19 protein-coding genes are annotated in these 17,506 nt (G+C 41.2%); 7 read left to right on the top strand and 12 right to left on the bottom strand.

Annotated features, from left to right (window positions below):
- Positions 1–83: 83 nt before the first annotated feature.
- The gene (locus AC504W_RS17100) at positions 84–767 is read left to right on the top strand and encodes an HAD family hydrolase (RefSeq protein ID WP_494873477.1); all 684 of its coding nucleotides are present in this window, start codon (positions 84–86) and stop codon (positions 765–767) included.
- A 23-nt stretch (positions 768–790) separates the two neighbouring features.
- Here AC504W_RS17100 and ruvA read toward each other — a convergent pair whose 3' ends face one another.
- From ruvA to xseA, 4 genes are all read right to left on the bottom strand, one after another.
- Positions 791–1,426, bottom strand: coding sequence for a Holliday junction branch migration protein RuvA (gene ruvA, locus AC504W_RS17095; protein WP_494873476.1), 636 nt, complete (start codon positions 1,424–1,426; stop codon positions 791–793).
- Positions 1,423–2,169 (bottom strand): sucrose-phosphate phosphatase, encoded by a 747-nt coding sequence (locus tag AC504W_RS17090; RefSeq protein WP_494873475.1) that lies wholly within the window; start codon positions 2,167–2,169, stop codon positions 1,423–1,425. Before AC504W_RS17090 ends, ruvA begins: the two co-directional genes overlap by 4 nt.
- A 540-nt stretch (positions 2,170–2,709) precedes the next feature.
- Positions 2,710–2,943, bottom strand: a complete 234-nt coding sequence (gene xseB, locus AC504W_RS17085) for an exodeoxyribonuclease VII small subunit (protein WP_494873474.1) — start codon at positions 2,941–2,943, stop codon at positions 2,710–2,712.
- Positions 2,943–4,190, bottom strand: coding sequence for an exodeoxyribonuclease VII large subunit (xseA, locus tag AC504W_RS17080; protein WP_494873473.1), 1,248 nt, complete (start codon positions 4,188–4,190; stop codon positions 2,943–2,945). The genes xseB and xseA overlap by 1 nt, the downstream gene beginning before the upstream one ends.
- Before the next feature lie 322 nt (positions 4,191–4,512).
- Here xseA and recA point away from each other — a divergent pair, with 322 nt between their 5' ends.
- Positions 4,513–5,583, top strand: a complete 1,071-nt coding sequence (gene recA / locus AC504W_RS17075) for a recombinase RecA (protein ID WP_096578306.1) — start codon at positions 4,513–4,515, stop codon at positions 5,581–5,583.
- 144 nt (positions 5,584–5,727) lie between these two features.
- Here the strand turns inward: recA and AC504W_RS17070 are convergent, their stop codons facing one another.
- Together AC504W_RS17070 and AC504W_RS17065 are read right to left on the bottom strand one after the other, a co-directional pair.
- Positions 5,728–6,531 (bottom strand): FHA domain-containing protein, encoded by an 804-nt coding sequence (locus tag AC504W_RS17070; RefSeq protein ID WP_494873472.1) that lies wholly within the window; start codon positions 6,529–6,531, stop codon positions 5,728–5,730.
- Between the two features lie 424 nt (positions 6,532–6,955).
- Entirely contained in the window at positions 6,956–8,575 is a 1,620-nt protein-coding gene (locus tag AC504W_RS17065; protein WP_494873471.1) for a serine/threonine-protein kinase, read from the bottom strand.
- 308 nt (positions 8,576–8,883) lie between these two features.
- On the opposite strand from AC504W_RS17065, the gene AC504W_RS17060 reads away from it, so the two are divergent.
- Complete coding sequence (locus AC504W_RS17060; protein WP_494873470.1) at positions 8,884–9,036, top strand: hypothetical protein; 153 nt, start codon at positions 8,884–8,886, stop codon at positions 9,034–9,036.
- A gap of 29 nt (positions 9,037–9,065) precedes the next feature.
- Here AC504W_RS17060 and hemL read toward each other — a convergent pair whose 3' ends face one another.
- Entirely contained in the window at positions 9,066–10,364 is a 1,299-nt protein-coding gene (gene hemL / locus AC504W_RS17055; RefSeq protein WP_494873469.1) for a glutamate-1-semialdehyde 2,1-aminomutase, read from the bottom strand.
- Positions 10,365–10,473: 109 nt separating this feature from the next.
- On the opposite strand from hemL, the gene AC504W_RS17050 reads away from it, so the two are divergent.
- The 3 genes from AC504W_RS17050 to AC504W_RS17040 all read left to right on the top strand — a co-directional run bounded on the left by AC504W_RS17050 (position 10,474) and on the right by AC504W_RS17040 (position 12,181).
- Entirely contained in the window at positions 10,474–10,668 is a 195-nt protein-coding gene (locus AC504W_RS17050) for a ChaB family protein (protein WP_096578298.1), read from the top strand.
- Positions 10,669–10,765: 97 nt separating this feature from the next.
- Positions 10,766–11,416, top strand: a complete 651-nt coding sequence (gene hisIE / locus AC504W_RS17045; protein ID WP_494873468.1) for a bifunctional phosphoribosyl-AMP cyclohydrolase/phosphoribosyl-ATP diphosphatase HisIE — start codon at positions 10,766–10,768, stop codon at positions 11,414–11,416.
- Positions 11,417–11,983: 567 nt separating this feature from the next.
- Positions 11,984–12,181, top strand: coding sequence for a DUF2811 domain-containing protein (locus AC504W_RS17040; RefSeq protein WP_015115341.1), 198 nt, complete (start codon positions 11,984–11,986; stop codon positions 12,179–12,181).
- 149 nt (positions 12,182–12,330) lie between these two features.
- On the opposite strand, the gene AC504W_RS17035 is transcribed toward AC504W_RS17040, so the two are convergent.
- Positions 12,331–13,050, bottom strand: coding sequence for a response regulator transcription factor (locus AC504W_RS17035; RefSeq protein WP_015115342.1), 720 nt, complete (start codon positions 13,048–13,050; stop codon positions 12,331–12,333).
- A 562-nt stretch (positions 13,051–13,612) separates the two neighbouring features.
- Here AC504W_RS17035 and AC504W_RS17030 point away from each other — a divergent pair.
- Complete coding sequence (locus AC504W_RS17030; RefSeq protein ID WP_096578294.1) at positions 13,613–14,239, top strand: CPP1-like family protein; 627 nt, start codon at positions 13,613–13,615, stop codon at positions 14,237–14,239.
- Positions 14,240–14,310: 71 nt separating this feature from the next.
- Here AC504W_RS17030 and AC504W_RS17025 read toward each other — a convergent pair whose 3' ends face one another.
- From AC504W_RS17025 to AC504W_RS17010, 4 genes are all read right to left on the bottom strand, one after another.
- Entirely contained in the window at positions 14,311–15,009 is a 699-nt protein-coding gene (locus AC504W_RS17025) for an HAD family hydrolase (RefSeq protein WP_494873467.1), read from the bottom strand.
- 237 nt (positions 15,010–15,246) lie between these two features.
- Positions 15,247–16,104, bottom strand: a complete 858-nt coding sequence (gene trpC / locus AC504W_RS17020; protein ID WP_494873466.1) for an indole-3-glycerol phosphate synthase TrpC — start codon at positions 16,102–16,104, stop codon at positions 15,247–15,249.
- A gap of 334 nt (positions 16,105–16,438) precedes the next feature.
- Positions 16,439–16,714, bottom strand: coding sequence for a HetP family heterocyst commitment protein (locus AC504W_RS17015; RefSeq protein WP_096578288.1), 276 nt, complete (start codon positions 16,712–16,714; stop codon positions 16,439–16,441).
- Between the two features lie 307 nt (positions 16,715–17,021).
- Positions 17,022–17,348: a hypothetical protein gene (locus AC504W_RS17010; RefSeq protein ID WP_494873465.1), complete on the bottom strand. Its 327-nt coding sequence runs from the start codon at positions 17,346–17,348 to the stop codon at positions 17,022–17,024.
- Between the last annotated feature and the right edge of the window lie 158 nt (positions 17,349–17,506).

Raw genomic sequence — 17,506 nt, 5'->3', positions numbered from 1 at the left:
CTAGTTCCTAATATCAGTATAAAGGGAATCAAATAAGGTAAACTATGTAAATAAAGTTAACAATTATTTACAATTAAAGAATTATGCTAGATGCGATTCTCTTCGACTTAGACGGGACTATTGTTAATACTGATCCGATTCACTACCAAGCTTGGCAGCAAATGTTGGCAAGCCACAGCATCGAGATTGATGAAACATTCTACAAATCTCGGATTAGTGGTCGCTTGAACCCAGAAATTGTCAAAGATATCTTGCCGCAATTATCAGCAACAGCAGGACAGAAGTTTGCTGACGACAAAGAAGCGCTTTTTCGCCAACTGGCTTCCCAACTACAACCTTTAAATGGGTTTGCTGAACTCATAGCCTGGACAGACACACATCAGCTAAAACGAGCATTAGTCACCAACGCCCCCAGGTTAAATGTAGAATTTGTGCTTGAGGTTTTAGGGATTAAAGAAGCTTTTCATACAGTGATTTTGGCAGAGGATTGCACCGCAGGTAAACCTGATCCTGCACCTTATCAAGCTGCTTTAAACAAATTAAAGATTAACGCAGAGAAAGCGATCGCCCTAGAAGACTCTCCCTCTGGTATTCGTGCAGCCGTTGCGGCTGGTATTCCTACCATTGGCATCGCCTCCACTCAAGATCCACAAATTCTGCAAACAGTCGGCGCATTTATGGCAATTCCAGATTTTACCGATTTGCAGTTGTGGGCGTTTTTAAATTCTTTGATAATTAGTCAACGGTCAATAGTCAATAGTCAATAGTTGTTGGGTAAAAGTACTAGCCTCTATTGAACTTGTTCGCTGCTGAGGTGGGCGATCGCTTGTTTAATCCAATCTTCCACATAGGCATCTTTTGGTAGTCCAATGTCTTCACTCACGACGTGTAAGGCGTGGCTGACTTCATGGGCTGTATAACCTAAAGCGAACAAAGTCATCTGCACTTCTTCCAAAATCCCTGGTGCTGGGCCGCCTGTAGCGACGAAGAACCCGGCTGATTTGCGCCACTCAATCAACTTGCTTTTGAGTTCCAAACAGATGCGTTCTGCGGTTTTTTTGCCCACTCCAGGGGCTTGAATTAAGATTTGGGTGTTGCCAGCAATAATCGCTTGGACTAAATCTGGTAATTCTAAAGTGTCTAAGAGGGCGATCGCTAATGCTGCACCAATACCGCTAACTGTTAACAAGTGACGAAATAAGTCCCGTTCTGCTGGTGAAGCAAAGCCGTAGAGTAAAGGCACTTCTTCCCGAATTTGGTAATGGGTGAAAATTTGCGCCACCCCTCCCGATTCTGGCAACTGCTGTGCCAATCGTTGCGGAACTTGCAAATCGTAACCTATGCCATTGACTTCCAGAGTCAGAATGACGCGATTACCGTTATTTGTCTGAACGCCAGCAATAATACCTTTGAGATAGCTAATCATAAGAATCCAAAATATTGCAAACCTTCTAAAATTCCCCCAGCACAAGAGCCTTGTGCTAAGTATCGATAGTCAGCAGGATACTCAGAATGCCATTGGAATAACTCTGATCTGGCATTACCGACTATGATTCCCCGTTCATTGCCCACAGCGAACAAAGCAATATCATTACCTGAATCACCGCAGACAACTGTTTGTTCTGCTGCAAATTGCCATTTTTGCCGAAGAAACTGCATTGCCTGACCTTTATCGCTGGAACGCGGCACAATGTCGAGGTCAATACCGCTGCTATAGATTAACTTTATATTTAAAGCATACTTTTGTAGTTTTGTCTCAATCTGTGGTAAAATTTTATCTGCAAATTCTTGTTTAACGAAGAAACTTACCTTAAACGGGCGTTGTTCAGAATCCGGTTGTGGTGATAATTCTGGAAAAGACTTAGCTACTGAAAATACCAATTCGCGGTTCCATCCAGGCGACAGGATATCTGACCAATCTGCATCTGGGCTGTCGCTGTTATTGAGATAAATTTCTGTCCCAACAGAACAGACAAGCGCATCTGGTTCGATGAGATTTTTTTCAACTTGCAATTCGCGGTAAAGCACAGGCGATCGCCCCGTAGCATAAGCTATTTTTGTGCCGTATTCTTGGCGATGTTGACTCAGTATTTGATTTAGTTCTACTAAAGCTTCGTCATTACCTACGAGGGTGTGATCCAAGTCAGTGACAAAGAGAAAAGGTTTCATAATTTTTTCCCGTTAGTAGTTGCCTAAACACCTGAAAATTCTGCGGAAAGGGATTTTCAGCTTACGTTCCGAGTTACTCTACCAGATTTTTGCTCTTGTGTATTATTACTAACGGGAGAATTATGCTTCAGGTTAAAAATCAGTCATCTATAGCGGTAATACCATTTTGGATTTTAGATTTTGGATTTTGGATTGGGGAATTGCTTAAAGATGAGCTTTTCACCAATCAATGTGTCGCAATCATTTTTCAAATTGGTATAAGTTAGGACTTACGCACTGTACAAAATAACTATCTTGTGCATTAACGTAAATACGTTGTTTCAGGCTCTTATCAATCACCTTTAATTGAGTGCGATCGCTAAAATCTCATTGAAAAATCTAGCTATTAGCCTTGAAAACTCCACCCGTTATTTTGGCTTTTCTGTCAATGCGTAAGTCCTATAAGTTTAGGAATAGCGCCTGAAAAGTTCAGATACCCGACTTCTTCAAGAAGTCGGGTATCTTGTTGTTCACTTTGTGTATTGATAAACTTTGCTAAAACTACTCATCATTCAGGGTTTCAATCAGTAAATCTACTTGCTGTTGTCGCTGTTGCAAGAAGCTTTCACATTGACGTATATGCTCAACAGCAGTAGCAAACTGCTCAAATACTTCTTCTAATCCTAATTCACCCGCTTCAATCCGGGCAATAATTTTTTCAATTTCCACTACCTTCGCCTCGTAATTCACACTGGCGATCGCTTCAGAATCCGAGGAACTTTTGCGTTTAACCATCAATCTTTTTGGGTTTTTGTAGTCACTTCCGTAACTTTCACTTTAACTTCTCCCTGACCCAACTGAATCAACAATTCTTGCCCGACGGTTAACTCTGTTGCAGTCCGCGCGATCGCCCCATTTTCTTGACGTACCACCGCATAACCCCTATTTAACACGGCTTTGGGGTCGAGGGTGGCTAACTTTTGCCGTAACATTTCTAAGTGCTGTGTGGCTTGTTGCGATCGCCTGCTGGTGATTTGCAAAAGTTGCTGACGCTTCCACTGTAACTTTTGCATTTCTTGTTTGACTTGCCTATCTAACCCTAACCTTTGCAAGCGATTACGTAATGTTTGCAGTTGATTTTCAGCAGATGTCCTCACCTCATACACCGCATCATATAAAGCATCAATTCGCTGCTGATGTTGAGCATACAACTCTGACAAAGCAGGCACAACCAATTCTGCGGCTGCGGTCGGTGTATGTACGCAGACATCAGCAACTAAATCTACAAAGGATTCATCTCGTTGATGACCAATCCCAGTAATTACCGGGATAGAACACTCGGCTACAGCCCTGACAACACGCTCATCATTAAAGCAAGCTAATTCTTCAACCGCACCACCACCCCGCGATAAAATTAGCACCTCAGCGCGACCATCTCTTTCTACCCTGGTGATCGCCTTAACTATCGATTCTGGCGCTTGTTCTCCCTGTACTGTTGCTGGCGAAAATAATACTTGTAAACCTGGGTATCTGTGCTTGAGGGTTTTTTGAATATCACCCCAAGCCGCAGCAGTGGGTGAAGTCACAACTGCGATCGTTTGGGGATGGGGTGGAAGCTGCTGCTTTCTTTCCTCGTCAAATAACCCTTCTGATAGCAAACGGTTACGTAATTGTTGATAACGTAATGCTTGTAACCCTACACCCGCAGGTAAAGCTTGCCAAACCGTTAACTGATATTCTCCCCTTTGCGGATACAGACGGATACTACCCAAAATGATAATTTGTTCGCCAACCGCAGGAATTTGTACTAGTTTTGCTACTTGGCTATTCCAGGCGACACACTTAATCCCTGCTGTTCCATCTGGATCTTGGAGTGTAAAAAATAACCCACTCCGATGGTGATTCACGCTAGATACTTCCCCTGTTACCCAAACTTGCCGTAGTTGCTCATCTTGCTCTAACAGCAAGCGGATATAATCAGTTAAACCAGCTACAGAAAGCGCTGTATTGAAAGTTACAGAGTCAGTAAAATCGGCCGTCATTAATTAAGGGGGGCAGAATAAACTAGCAAATTATCTATCCAAATCCTAACAAAACCTTGCATTTCCCAGCGTGGTAGTGCTGAACACCTCAGATACAATCTTGCTTAGGAGACACCAACTTAGCCAGCCGGTATGGTGAAAGCCATAATAGTTGAGGGGGAGAAAGACTACTCAAATTAGGTAGCGATCGCGTTACGATGTTGTCACGTTTATTTCTCTAAGAAATCCTATTTCCGCATTTTCTGGCTAAAATAGTATATCTGTTCTACTTCACATCCAAACCTAACACTCCATAAATCCATATATATAGATAGAGGCAGTAATGGCTATCAACACTGATAATTCCGGCAAGCAAAAAGCCCTGAATATGGTACTCAACCAGATTGAGCGCAGCTTTGGTAAAGGAGCTATTATGCGCCTGGGCGATGCAACCCGGATGCGGGTGGAGACAATTTCCACTGGAGCGCTCACCTTAGATTTAGCTCTAGGTGGTGGTTTGCCCAAAGGGCGGGTAATTGAGATTTATGGCCCAGAAAGTTCTGGTAAAACGACAGTTGCACTACATGCCCTCGCTGAAGTTCAAAGATTAGGTGGTATTGCTGCTTTTGTGGATGCTGAACACGCCTTAGACCCTACTTATGCGGCAGCTTTGGGTGTAGATATCGAAAATTTGCTGGTTTCCCAACCGGATACAGGGGAAGCTGCTTTAGAAATTGTTGATCAACTAGTGCGTTCATCTGCTGTTGACATTGTAGTTATCGACTCAGTAGCAGCATTAGTTCCCCGCGCTGAAATTGAAGGCGATATGGGAGACGCTCATGTGGGTTTACAAGCACGCTTGATGAGCCAAGCTCTGCGTAAAATTACTGGGAATATTGGTAAATCTGGTTGTACAGTAATTTTCATTAACCAGCTGCGGCAAAAAATTGGCATTACCTACGGTAGTCCAGAAACCACTACTGGTGGTAACGCCTTAAAGTTTTACGCTTCTGTGCGCTTAGATATTCGCCGCATTCAAACTTTGAAAAAAGGTACAGAAGAATTTGGCAACCGCGTTAAGGTAAAAGTAGCTAAAAACAAAGTAGCACCTCCTTTTAGGGTGGCGGAATTTGACATTATTTTTGGTAAGGGAGTGTCAATTTTAGGTTGTTTAGTCGATATAGCTGAAGAAACAGGGGTTTTAACTCGCAAGGGTGCTTGGTATAGCTATAACGGTGACAACATTTCTCAAGGTAGAGATAATGCTATTAAATACTTAGAAGAAAAGCCGGAATTCGTTGAACAAATTAAACAGCAAGTGCGTCAGAAACTTGATATGGGTGCTGTTGTTTCTGCTAATTCTGTAGCTAAAGTCAGTGAAGATGAGGAAGAAGAATACGAAGAAGAAGAATAAGTCAGATGGGGTGCGTTCAAGTTGCACATACTCTGCTTAAAGCTGTCATTAGTCCTTTGTCAATACGAATTACTCAGGACTACCTGTTGTGTTTTAGCTGATTGAGCAGTGAACAGTGACAAATAATAACTGTTCACTGTTTTTTTATATTGGCGAAGGCGTAATTTGGTTGAAAAATCTATCTAAAATATCTGATTTCTGTTCTGTACTAAAACCATCATGACTATTTGGAGGGTTTAAGCCAAAATTTTTGGTAAATGGAACAGCTTTGTCGGTAATTTCAGGTAAGTACTTTTCTGGAGTAACATAACTCAATGTATCATCTATATTACAGCTTTTGCGAGATGAAAGCTGCATCAGTAATTCCATTGCTACTGTTGGTAAAATGCGTCGGTTATCGTTGTAGAAAAAATTAAAAGTAAGATTACCGATGCGAACGCGATCGCCTTCTTTGAGTCTAATGCGCTGATAGACACGTTCACCATTCACAAAGGAACCATTAGTACTTTTAAAATCTACTAAGTAAAAACCTGCTTCATCTTCTTGATCTATATCTTCATCTTCTTGATCTATATATTGAATAGCCGCATGGCGACGAGACAGATATTTATCACCTATACATATCCCACAATGGCGATCGCGTCCGATTGTCCAAATTTGTTGTGCTTGTAGTAGCGTTTGAGTTTGATTATCTCCCAAGTTAGTGACTAAGTAAACCTTGTCATCATTCACTACACCTTGCACATAACTGGAGTTTAAACCTGTCATACCAGACAATGATAGGTCTTCCATCTGAAGAATATCTTCTAGAAGTCCACTATGGTGTTCGTACAATTTGACAAATACTTGATATAAGCTTAACTTTCGCTCTATTTGCTTACTCTGGAACTCAGCAATTTTGGCTGAATTTTTTAGTGTAAATAGATATGATTTGCTGATGTTGGTCATGAACTTTTTTCTCAGCCTACAATCAGGAACAATTGCCTGTTTAGTTTTTGTTGCTATTTTAAAAATTTCGCAACTCAATAGAATTAAGTTTGACGATTTTTACTAAGAATTCCTACTTAAATTTTGGTACTTAGTTATGAATATCGTAAAACTTGAATTTAAAAAAAATATTATGTAACTTTGTTTTATATTGTAAATTACTGTAGTCTAATTTTAACAGATGCTAATCATTAAGAATAATTTAAGCATTTCTTAAGTAATATTAGAAAGATTAAATTTACAGCATAAATTTCGGAGTGAATACGAAGAGCAAAATTAAGTAGAGCGTATTACTACTTAATTTTGCTCTTAATTAATCCAAACTATTAGAGTCTAATACTTACTTTTTAAAATTGGTAAAAATCTGCAATTTTTCACTATTGAATTACAGTAAGCCACGTTTACCATTGGGACGTACTGTCATCCAATTAGTTTTTGCTAGTGCTAGTTGCTCATCTAAAATTTTGGCTCCAGTTAGATTAGCACCACACAAATTAGCACCTCGAAGATTAGCATTGCTCAAATGAGCATAACTAAGATCTGCTCCCCGCAGGTCTGCTCCTTCCAAGTCAGCATGATTGAAATAAGCTTTGCTTAAATTAGCATCTCTGAGATTGGCGCGAGTGAGACTAGCCCTACCAAAATCGCTATTGTGAAGATTTGCTCCTTGGAGATTAGTGCTTTGCAGTTGAGCCGAATGGAAATTGGTTTCTGACAATTCACTACCTTGGAGATTCAGGAAGTTTAAATTATGTAAGGCAAAATCTCTTCTTCCCTTGAGATAGGCTGTTAATAAAGTTTGACTGTCTAATCTACGTCCAGCTTTGGATTGTTGAGTATTCGCACTATTGCTATTGCTGTTAGGCAACATTCCTGGTTTACCCATAGCTGCTGGTCTTATTCCACCAGCATCTGCACCAGCGGCCTCGGCAATTTTAGCTCGTCTAGCCCGAATGGCTGCTGCTACCTGTGCTACTCCTGTAGCTGTAGCTCCTACAGCAGAAGGATTGCTGCATAAAATAGCAGAGTTGTCTCCAAGTTGCGATGTTTTTTCTTTAGTATTGGTGTCAGATTTTACTAGCAAGCTTTTAGCCAAACTATCTAAGTAAGGCTCCATCTCTAAGGCTCTGAGAACGTCTGCGGCTGATTGGTAACGATTGCGAACAGAAACATCTAACATTTTTCGCAATACACCAGTCAAGTGATCACTCACATGCACCAACTGTTCCCACATCATTTCACCTGTTGTGGGATTGTAATCTAAATCTTTAGGAGTTTTGCTAGTGAGTAAATAAATACAGGTGACTCCTAAAGCGTAGATATCACTCGCGTAAACTGGACGCATCGCCATTTGTTCTGGCGGTGCAAAACCAGGAGTACCAATTGCATAGGCAGTTAAGGCGGTCTGTCCTGATTGACTAGGTGCAGCTTGAGTAACTTGGTTTTTGACAGCACCAAAGTCAATCAAGACCATTCTGGCATCTTGACTACGGCGAATTAAGTTGGCTGGTTTGATATCACGATGAATTACCTTCTGCTCGTGGATGTATTGCAGTAAAGGTAAAATCTCGCTCAAAAATTGTTTAACGCCTGCTTCGCTCAAAACTCCATTAGCTTTGATTTCCTGCTGTAAGGTAGCGCCGCTAATATATTCTTGGACTAGATAGAATTGTTCCTGTTCTTCAAAATAGTCGAGTAGTCTGGGGACTTGAGGATGGTTGCCGATTTTACCTAGAGTTCTAGCTTCTCGCTCAAATAGTTCTCGCGCCATTTGCAAAACGTGAGGTGCGTTGCCTGAAGGACGTAATTGCTTGATGACACAACTCGGTTCTCCAGGTAAAGCTTCATCCTGAGCTAAGAAGGTTGCTCCAAAGCCACCTTGACCTAACGGTTTACTCACCCGATAGCGATCGCGCAGCAGTAGGCGCGAGCCACACGACTGACACCTTTGGCTATACACTACATTTTCTGGATTGGGACAGGTTGGATTTAAGCAGTAGCTCATGCACTGTCAACTCGCTGCGCGAAGAATGGCTGGGAGCATTACGCTCTAGTTTAATTATTTAAACCAAAATCAACTCTTGGCAGGTAATTTATGCTGGAAATCCTTTGAAGAGTTCCTAAAGTTTGACTGGTTTATCTAAGCGATCATCACAACAAGATAGCTGATGTGAGGCGCGATCGTCAGTAGTTATCAAGCTATTTGTGTAATAAGTTATTTTCAGCTAAAAATTCTACGTATTTTTACAGTTACTTAAGTAGTGCTGAGTTGAAAGTGCTGAGTGCTGAGTTGAGAAAGCGCCTACGGCACTAATGTTTGCAATTGCTTTGCAAATTAGTACTCAGCAACACCACTTGCTTCAACTTTGGGAACCAAAGCAACGCAGTGGCTCCTCAGCACTCAGCGAGAAGTTGCGTGCGCGGGTTCCCCGCGTTGAGCAAAGTTCGGAGGGTTCCCAAAGTTGAGCAAACTTCGGTAACTCAGCACTCAGTACTTACAGATTAGACAATACTTCCCGTGCAACAGCTAGAGTCTGCTCAATATCTTTTTCAGTATGAGCTAAAGACGTAAACCCAGCTTCAAACTGAGAAGGTGCTAAATAAACACCACGTTCTAACATACCGCGATGAAAACGTCCAAATTTTGCGCTATCTGACTTTTTAGCATCTTCGTAGTTATGAACAGGCCCAGAGGTGAAAAATAAGCCAAACATGGCACTAATGTAACCACCGCAAGCTCCATGACCAGTTTCTTGGGCAATTTGCAGTAACCCGTTTGATAGCTTTTGAGTAATTCGGTCAAGATACTCATAAGTTCCCGGTTTTTGGAGCAATTCTAGGGTTTTAATGCCTGCTGTCATCGCCAAAGGATTCCCGGAAAGAGTTCCTGCTTGATACACAGGGCCTGCGGGAGCAATCATGGACATAATCTCTCGCCGTCCTCCATAGGCTCCTACTGGCAAACCACCACCAATGACTTTACCTAGTGTTGTCAAATCGGGAGTAATGCCAAATTTCTCTTGAGCGCCACCGTATGCAATACGGAAGCCTGTCATAACTTCATCAAATACTAATAAAGCCCCATGTTCTTGGGTGAGTTCCCTGAGTCCTTCTAAAAAGCCAGCATCGGGAGGAATAAACCCAGCGTTACCAACAACTGGCTCTAGAATTACTCCAGCAATTTGGTCGCGGTTTTCTTCAAATAAGGCTTTGACTGCTTCCAAGTCATTGAAAGGAGCCGTTAGGGTACTGCTAGTTGCTGATTTTGGTACTCCTGGGGAGTCGGGTAAACCAAGTGTCGCCACACCTGAACCAGCTTTTACCAAGAACATATCAGCATGTCCGTGGTAGCAACCTTCAAATTTGATGATTTTCTCGCGGTTGGTAAAAGCTCGCATCAGTCGTAAAACTGCCATACAAGCTTCTGTTCCAGAGTTCACAAATCTGACCATTTCAATGCTAGGAACAGCATCAATGACCATCTCTGCAAGAACATTTTCTAGAACTGAAGGCGCTCCAAAACTAGTGCCTTTTTCTAAAGCTTCATGGAGTGCTGAGATGACTTCTGGATGAGCATGACCGCAAATTGCTGGCCCCCAAGTACCCACATAGTCTATGTATTGGTTGCCATCAACATCCCAGAAGTATGCTCCTTTGACACGATCAAAAACTATGGGTTGTCCACCTACAGATTTAAATGCTCTGACAGGAGAACTGACTCCTCCTGGCATGAGGTTTTGGGCGGCGGCGAAAATTTCTTGTGATTTTGTGGTTTTAATTGTGGTGTTTACCAAGGCTGTCTCCTAAAAGTGAGGAACAAAAAAAGCTCTATCTTAGGATAGGGTTAAAAACTGTGCATAATTTCTATCCTATAGAAATAGCTGAACCAGGAAAATAACAACCATGTTGTACAAGTCCAATGATGACTTGCCTTTAGAAATCCGGAATCGGTTATCTGAGGCATACCAGGAGCTTTACCGTGCTGCTTTTAACTCGGCTCTCCATTGGTATGGTGAAGCATCAAAAGCTCATCAAGTTGCGTTAAGTGCGGTTAAAATGCAGTCTGCAATGGACAGAAATGTTGTTGTTTCAGGCTAAATAATCAATTTTCATTTTCGTAAAACATACCAGCTGTCATATTGAGAATGGTATCGTGAATCCATTAATCATTGTTGTTAGAGTCAAGTAAGTTGGTATGTTTTCTACCGAATCAGATTCATTGCGTCACGCTATTCCCGTTGAAACAATTCGCTACGATGAACGGGGTTTGGTAGCGGCTATTGTGCAGGACTATTTAGATGGCACAGTGTTGATGTTGGCGTGGATGAATCGGGAGTCGTTACAAAAGACTTTGGAAACTGGAGAAACTTGGTTTTGGAGTCGTTCCCGGCAAGAGTTATGGCATAAGGGAGGGACTTCGGGACATATTCAAAAAGTTCAGAGCATCCGTTATGACTGTGATAGTGATGCTTTATTAATTGGGGTGGAGCAAATTGGAGATGTTGCTTGCCATACGGGTGAGCGCAGTTGTTTTCATCAAGTAGATGGCAAAATTAATCCACCGCCAGCAGATACATTATCCCAGGTGTTTCAGGTGATCTGCGATCGCCGAGACAACCCCACGGATACTTCTTATACCTGCAAGCTATTCGCAGGCGGCGATAATAAGATTTTGAAAAAGATAGGTGAAGAATCGGCTGAGGTTGTCATGGCTTTTAAAGATGATGAAGCAGATGCAATTGCCGGTGAAGTTGCGGATTTGCTTTATCACACCTTGGTGGCCTTAGCTCATCATCAAGTTGATTTAAAGGCTGTATATCGAAAGTTACAAGAACGCAGACGGTAGCACAACAAGGCAAAAGTCAAAAGTCAAAAGGAAAAAGAAAGAATAGTGATACCACAAGTCTTTTAGCAATTCCAGATGGTCTGTAGAGAATAAAAATAGGGGCGAACGGCCGTTTGCCCCTACTAATTCTGACTTCATACTTCACATTTTTTGTAATTCTTATCATTCGCTGAAATTTTCCTCACTGATTCCACAGGGTTTCCACAGGCATTTTAGTAGTTTTCCACAGACACTCCACGAGATGATCAGCACTTGCGATGTTACTGGGGATTTTTACTTCACAGTTATTGCTTAGTTCAGTGACTGAGTTTTTGTGAATTTATGTAACAAAAACTTAGCTCTAAGTCTGATTATTGCGTCAAGATTTCTTTTTTAAAGAACCGGTTTTAACATTTCGCAGCATTGACAAACCTACCCCCTCTTGAAGCACAATGATGCGACTGGCACTTTTTTCTAGCCCAAGTTATCTGGGGAACTCAAAACATTCCTGAGATGTTTGGAGGTTCCATTCTTTGCTTCAAAAGTGCCAGTAAATTCGCTTGATCGACCTCAGAGAAGGAAAATCTCATGAACGCAACGGTGAGCATTTTTACGGAAATTCCCGAAACACTCCATGAATCCCTCAAAAGCTATTTAGAAACTCACCCTGATTGGGATCAAACCCGTGTGCTAACAGCAGCATTGTCACTGTTTTTACTCCAAAATGGGGATAGCGATCGCCGTGCTGCTCGTGTTTATTTAGAAACTTTATTCCATAACTGCTAATTATGTAGTAGGTAACAGGTGACATTCCTGATATCTTAACTATCTTGGCGATCGCTATACCAATCAGGACTTAGGCAAAAACAGAATACATAAAAGTCAGGGCGAACAAATGTTCGCCCTGACTTAGTATTAATTATCAAACAATTAATTCAAGGGTTAGTTTCCAATTGCGGAGAATGAGTAGGACATTCAAACTTATAACCTACGCCACGTACAGTCTGAATTAATGCTGGTTGGCTGGCATCAACTTCAATTTTCTTACGAATTTGACCGATATGTACATCTACAACCCGTTGGTCGCCAACATATTCATAGTCCCAAACCTCTTGAATTAGTTCGGCTCGTCGCCAAACTCGCCCAGGATGGCTGGCTAAAAAATGTAACAGGTCAAATTCTAAGGCTGTTAGGGGTACTGGTAGGTTGTTCAATGTCACTTCCCGACGGACGGGATCGATCATCAGTTTTTCAAATACTAGGCGTTTTTGTTCTGCCGTTGTCACAACCCGTTGTCGCCGCAAAATAGCAGCAACTCTGACTTCTAACTCTCCTAAACCAAATGGCTTGGTGAGATAGTCATCAGCACCTTTAGCAAAGCCGCGAATCTTGTCAGCTTCATCCGCACGGCTAGTGAGCATGAGAACAAACACACCATTACGACTTTGCATCTCTTGGCAGAGGTTGAACCCAATAACGTCTGGTAAATTTACATCTAAAATTACCAAGTCAGGGTTAAATTGCTCGAATAGCGCTAAGGCTGTTTTACCATCCTCAGCCGCCTCCACCTGATAGTTCTGCTTAATCAAAAAGCGTTGGATTAAGTTGCGAACCGCAGGGTCGTCATCAACTACAAGAATCTTGGCAGGAGCCATGACCATCACTTTGCACAAAAATTCGTAAGATTAACAGGAGAATTGCGTATTTGGGATTGTTACACAACCTTTGCTAGTGTTACCCGCACTTGAGATGCTGGTACTGTAATCGCTAGTTATAGCAGTTCTGTAACTTAGGAAAATTTCCTACTCCCAATTACGTGGTAATTTAAAGCTTTTCAATTTTAATATCGATATGCTTGTGGATACCACTAGTGATTGTGAAGCTAGTTCATCTAAATTGCCTCAAGGCACGGTAAATTGCCAAATTTGAAACATAAAAATTAATTTTTTCATAAAAAAATAAGTTTTAAGAAGTCTTAGTTCAAATTCTAGAGTAAAGCCCTCACTGGTCAACGACATGAGGGGATACACGGAGTTCTAGCAATATGTTAAAGTTGCTATAGTTAAATTTCCTGGGTCAGTTTAACTTACCCGTGCTACTATTCCTGGTAGAGCATATTAAGTTGCTGGCAACATTTGTTTAAATCTAGGCAAAACCTAAAGTTGTTTTCCAAAAAGCAAAATACCGCCGCTGACTAAGGTTGAAGTGTAAACTCCCATGAGCGATCAAAATCCCTACGACAAACTTGGGGTGTCCGAAGATGCAAGCTTTGATGAAATTCAGGATGCTCGCAATCGCCTATTGGAGCAACACAGTGGCGATGCTAAGAGTCTGGAACTCATTGAAGCTTCTTATGACGCAATTTTAATGGATCGGTTACGGATGCGTCAGGAAGGCAAAATCAAAGTACCTGAGCGAATCCGGTTTCCAGAACTACGAGTGCAATTTCCTCCTAAAGAAGTTTCCACTCCTCGTGAACAGTCGCCTGCATGGCTACAAAGAATATTAGATCAGCCAACAACGGCAGATGTACTGTTACCAGGTGCTTGGTATTTGGGTTTGAGTGCTATCGGTATTTTTTATCCTGCCACGGGTGATCAAGTTTTACAGTTGGTGTTAGTGGTTGGGGTAGGTATTAGTGTTTACTTTCTCAATCGTAAAGAAGGTAAGTTTGGTAGAGCCGTTTTGTTAACGCTGATTGGTCTGATACTAGGCTTGATTATTGGCGGATTAGTTGCAAGCTGGCTTTTACCACAATTCAATTTAGGTAGGCTGAGTACTGAGCAATTTTCTACAGTGTTCACATTTATATTATTGTGGTTGATTAGTAGTTTTTTGCGGTAAGGTATAAAGCTTGAAATTCTTTATGGGTAGCAGATGATTTATGCTGTTACCCATTTTTTGCACAAGAGGCACTATCGGAGAGCTAGAGTTCTATTCTCTAAGATGAGAGCCACTGCTGAACTTAAATCGGGAACAATTAAGTCGGGTTGGTACAGTTCTAGTTGAGTGCGATCGCGGATACCAGACTCGACTGCCATAACTTTAATATTATGTTTTTTAGCAGCAGTAATGTCGGCTTCTGTATCTCCTACCATCCATGTATCAGCAGCGGGAGATAGTTCTTTTAATGCTTTTGCCATTAACAATGGCTTATCTTCGATGTCACGAGTCTTAACATAATCGTTAGTTAGGCAATAACAGCGATTTTCTGGGAAAAATCTCCCTAAATCAAATTTTTGGAAGGCAAAGTCTAATTCCCTAACTCGTCGCATTGTCATGACTGCTAAATCAATTCCAGCTGCTTGAATTTTTAACAGTGCATCTACAGCACCTGGTACTAGGGTGTCATATTCAAAATAAGGTTGTGTATGTACTGTTTTCCGCCGCAGTTGGGAAAATTCTTGTGCTTGCGTTTCATCAAGGCCAGAATTTAAGGCAATTTGGATTTCGGGAATGCGCGATCGCTTCTGTTGCCAAAATTCAGCTTTTTTTAGTTGGCGAACCGCTTGTCCTGGACGTTTAGTTTTTTCTAAACAATATTGATAAACGCGATAGTACCGTTCAGAAACATCAACAATGGGGCCGTCGAAGTCGGTAAATAGTCTTAGCATCGGCGGAATTTAAATGTTAATTTTTCTTAAGAGTAACTTACTTGTGTATCAATAGTCATCAATCAATATATTTATATAAATATTTATTTTAAATTGTTGGGTTAAGCAATGCAAAACCCAACTTCTTGATGGGTAAGACTAATTTAGAGGGGTAGAAAGGATGATTCAGAACTAAAGTTGCGTGTCTGAGATTTTTTGTTGAAGCTGCCCATACACTAAATTAGTCCGATCATGCTACTACTCTTTGAACGTTGAAGAATCAATATTCAGCAAACGGCGTACAGCTTGTTCTATATCTGTTTCTTTGATTAAAGATTCTCCGATTAAAACGGCGTTAGTACCGGCTTCAGCCATGAGGGATAAATCTGTATTTGTATACAAACCTGATTCACTAACGACGATCGCACCTAAGTTTTGGATTTGCGATCGCCTGGCTGCTAGTAGTCTTTGAGTTGTGCTGATATCCACGGTGAAGTCAACCAAACTTTGGTTGTTAATCCCAATCAAGCGAACATCATCTAGCTGCAATACTCGATCCAGTTCCCCTAGGGTATGCACTTCTATTAAGGCATTCATCCCCAAATAATGAATAATGCGTTGAAAATCTTGTAGTTGTCTATCTGTAAGAATTGCGGCTATCAGTAGAACTGCATCTGCACCTGCGGCTCGTGCTAAATAAATTTGGCAGGGATCAATAATAAACTCTTTGCAAAGCAGTGGTACTGATACTTTGTGGCGAATTATCCGCAGACTTTCAAAACTACCTTGAAAAAATGTTCTTTCAGTGAAAACAGAAATACAAGCAGCACCAGCACGTTGATATGCTTTGGCGATCGCAATAGCATCAAAGTCTGCACGAATCATGCCATAACCCGGAGAAACTTTTTGAATTTCTGCAATCAGACTAGGATGATGAGGACTTTGTTGTAAAGCTGTTAAGAAATCTCGTACAGTTGGCGCAGCTGTTAACTGACGTTGCAAAGAAGCTAAAGACATGTGTTGTTGAATCTGTGCTACTTCTTGCTTTTTCTGCCACACAATTTCTCTTAACATGGGTTGGAGATGAGAATTCACAGTAGTCATCGGATAAATCATAAGTTGTAAAAAATTGGCAGATGAACTAAATCAGAAATTATGAAGCATTCACCTCAGCCAAATAAATCTTGCTGAGTAAAGTTGTTTTCACTAATCTTGCAAAGCTGAAGTTTTGGCATTTTTATAGCAAAGTTACAATTACACCAAAACTTTTAGTGGAGTAACGAAACCCAAAATCATCCAGGCTTTGTTGGGTAAAGCTGCCGCTACATGAATTGTATTAGCCTATAACGGCTATTTCAAAACATGAAAATTAGCCAGAAACATTCTGGCCAATGATTAAATTTCTTCTGGGTAGTTAAGGCTGTACAATCACTGATAGCAAGTGGAGTTTTTAAGAGCGTACCCAATTTGATTTGATGTCAAAAACGCCTAATTTTTGTTCGGAATCTTTTGCTTCTTTTCGCTTTGCACCTTCAAGTAAGTAGTTATTTTTTAGGAGGCGAATGTAGGTGCGATATGGGATGTAATCTATAGGGTTATAACCAGAAAACCGGAGCATTAAAACACATGCCCAGGAATACTTACCGGCAATAATTGCTTTAACAATTTGTTCAACTTGTTCTGTATTAATTTTTTTGGCGTTTTGTAAATTGTCGAGTTGATGCATAAAACCCTCTCTCTGGCTTTAAGCTCCAGATTTTATAGTTTGGATTGTCTCTAACACCAAAAACTCTGTTCAGGGTATCCGCCTATTAGTTCACGGATATAAATAGGATGTAGTAAAGGCTATATAATCGATACTTTCTTTCACAATTAAACAAATATTGTCAACCCATAAGCGCTGGGATTGATTTGTTTTTATGTTTGGCATAGCTGACTGGGTGGCTGTTCACAGGCCTGAAAAAAGTTTTGACTCGGAACTACTTCAAATAAATCACCCTGGCTAAAGTAGTCAAGTGCCACCTCAACTAATTTCACCTACTAACCTGTTTCGTGGTCAGCGTTGTGTGTTGGTAGAAGACGTTGAACCCTATTTGCGTGGTAGATTGCTGGTGCTGCTTGTGATGTCTGGCGCGATCGCTTTGTGCCGAGAAAGTGAAAGCTGTTTCCCTGATGGTTAATCCCATTAGGGAATTCAAGGCAATTGCCCATCTTTTATATCGTTCTGGATATTCGTAGCTGCTGGTAAATAAGCCTCTACGCTGAGAATCCAGGTGAAACAGGCTATCTGCTAAGGCAGTGTCTAGTGATAGTGCGCGATACACGAGCATCGCCAAAGGTATTGTAGATGGGTCAATCACAAATCATCGGCATTTTTTTGAAACTGTTGGAGGGAACATAGCGCGATCGCCTGATTTTCCAATTAATCTCGCTATCTCAACAAAACTAGTTTGACACTACAGCACAAATGAAACTTGAAAATAGGGGTGGATTAAATCAACTAGCATTATGATCTGCT

Source organism: Nostoc sp. C96 (assembly GCF_059384975.1).
The sequence above is the reverse complement of the archived record's forward strand: the minus strand, read 5'-3'. Positions and strand labels throughout refer to the sequence as shown.

Excerpts from the sequence above, each read along its gene's own strand:
- AC504W_RS17100 (WP_494873477.1), top strand. The coding sequence starts at position 84 with ATGCTAGATGCGATTCTCTTCGACTTAGACGGGACTATTGTTAATACT.
- ruvA (WP_494873476.1), bottom strand. The coding sequence starts at position 1,426 with ATGATTAGCTATCTCAAAGGTATTATTGCTGGCGTTCAGACAAATAAC.
- AC504W_RS17090 (WP_494873475.1), bottom strand. The coding sequence starts at position 2,169 with ATGAAACCTTTTCTCTTTGTCACTGACTTGGATCACACCCTCGTAGGT.
- xseB (WP_494873474.1), bottom strand. The coding sequence starts at position 2,943 with ATGGTTAAACGCAAAAGTTCCTCGGATTCTGAAGCGATCGCCAGTGTG.
- xseA (WP_494873473.1), bottom strand. The coding sequence starts at position 4,190 with ATGACGGCCGATTTTACTGACTCTGTAACTTTCAATACAGCGCTTTCT.
- recA (WP_096578306.1), top strand. The coding sequence starts at position 4,513 with ATGGCTATCAACACTGATAATTCCGGCAAGCAAAAAGCCCTGAATATG.
- AC504W_RS17070 (WP_494873472.1), bottom strand. The coding sequence starts at position 6,531 with ATGACCAACATCAGCAAATCATATCTATTTACACTAAAAAATTCAGCC.
- AC504W_RS17065 (WP_494873471.1), bottom strand. The coding sequence starts at position 8,575 with ATGAGCTACTGCTTAAATCCAACCTGTCCCAATCCAGAAAATGTAGTG.
- AC504W_RS17060 (WP_494873470.1), top strand. The coding sequence starts at position 8,884 with ATGTTTGCAATTGCTTTGCAAATTAGTACTCAGCAACACCACTTGCTT.
- AC504W_RS17050 (WP_096578298.1), top strand. The coding sequence starts at position 10,474 with ATGTTGTACAAGTCCAATGATGACTTGCCTTTAGAAATCCGGAATCGG.
- hisIE (WP_494873468.1), top strand. The coding sequence starts at position 10,766 with ATGTTTTCTACCGAATCAGATTCATTGCGTCACGCTATTCCCGTTGAA.
- AC504W_RS17040 (WP_015115341.1), top strand. The coding sequence starts at position 11,984 with ATGAACGCAACGGTGAGCATTTTTACGGAAATTCCCGAAACACTCCAT.
- AC504W_RS17035 (WP_015115342.1), bottom strand. The coding sequence starts at position 13,050 with ATGGCTCCTGCCAAGATTCTTGTAGTTGATGACGACCCTGCGGTTCGC.
- AC504W_RS17030 (WP_096578294.1), top strand. The coding sequence starts at position 13,613 with ATGAGCGATCAAAATCCCTACGACAAACTTGGGGTGTCCGAAGATGCA.
- AC504W_RS17025 (WP_494873467.1), bottom strand. The coding sequence starts at position 15,009 with ATGCTAAGACTATTTACCGACTTCGACGGCCCCATTGTTGATGTTTCT.
- trpC (WP_494873466.1), bottom strand. The coding sequence starts at position 16,104 with ATGATTTATCCGATGACTACTGTGAATTCTCATCTCCAACCCATGTTA.
- AC504W_RS17015 (WP_096578288.1), bottom strand. The coding sequence starts at position 16,714 with ATGCATCAACTCGACAATTTACAAAACGCCAAAAAAATTAATACAGAA.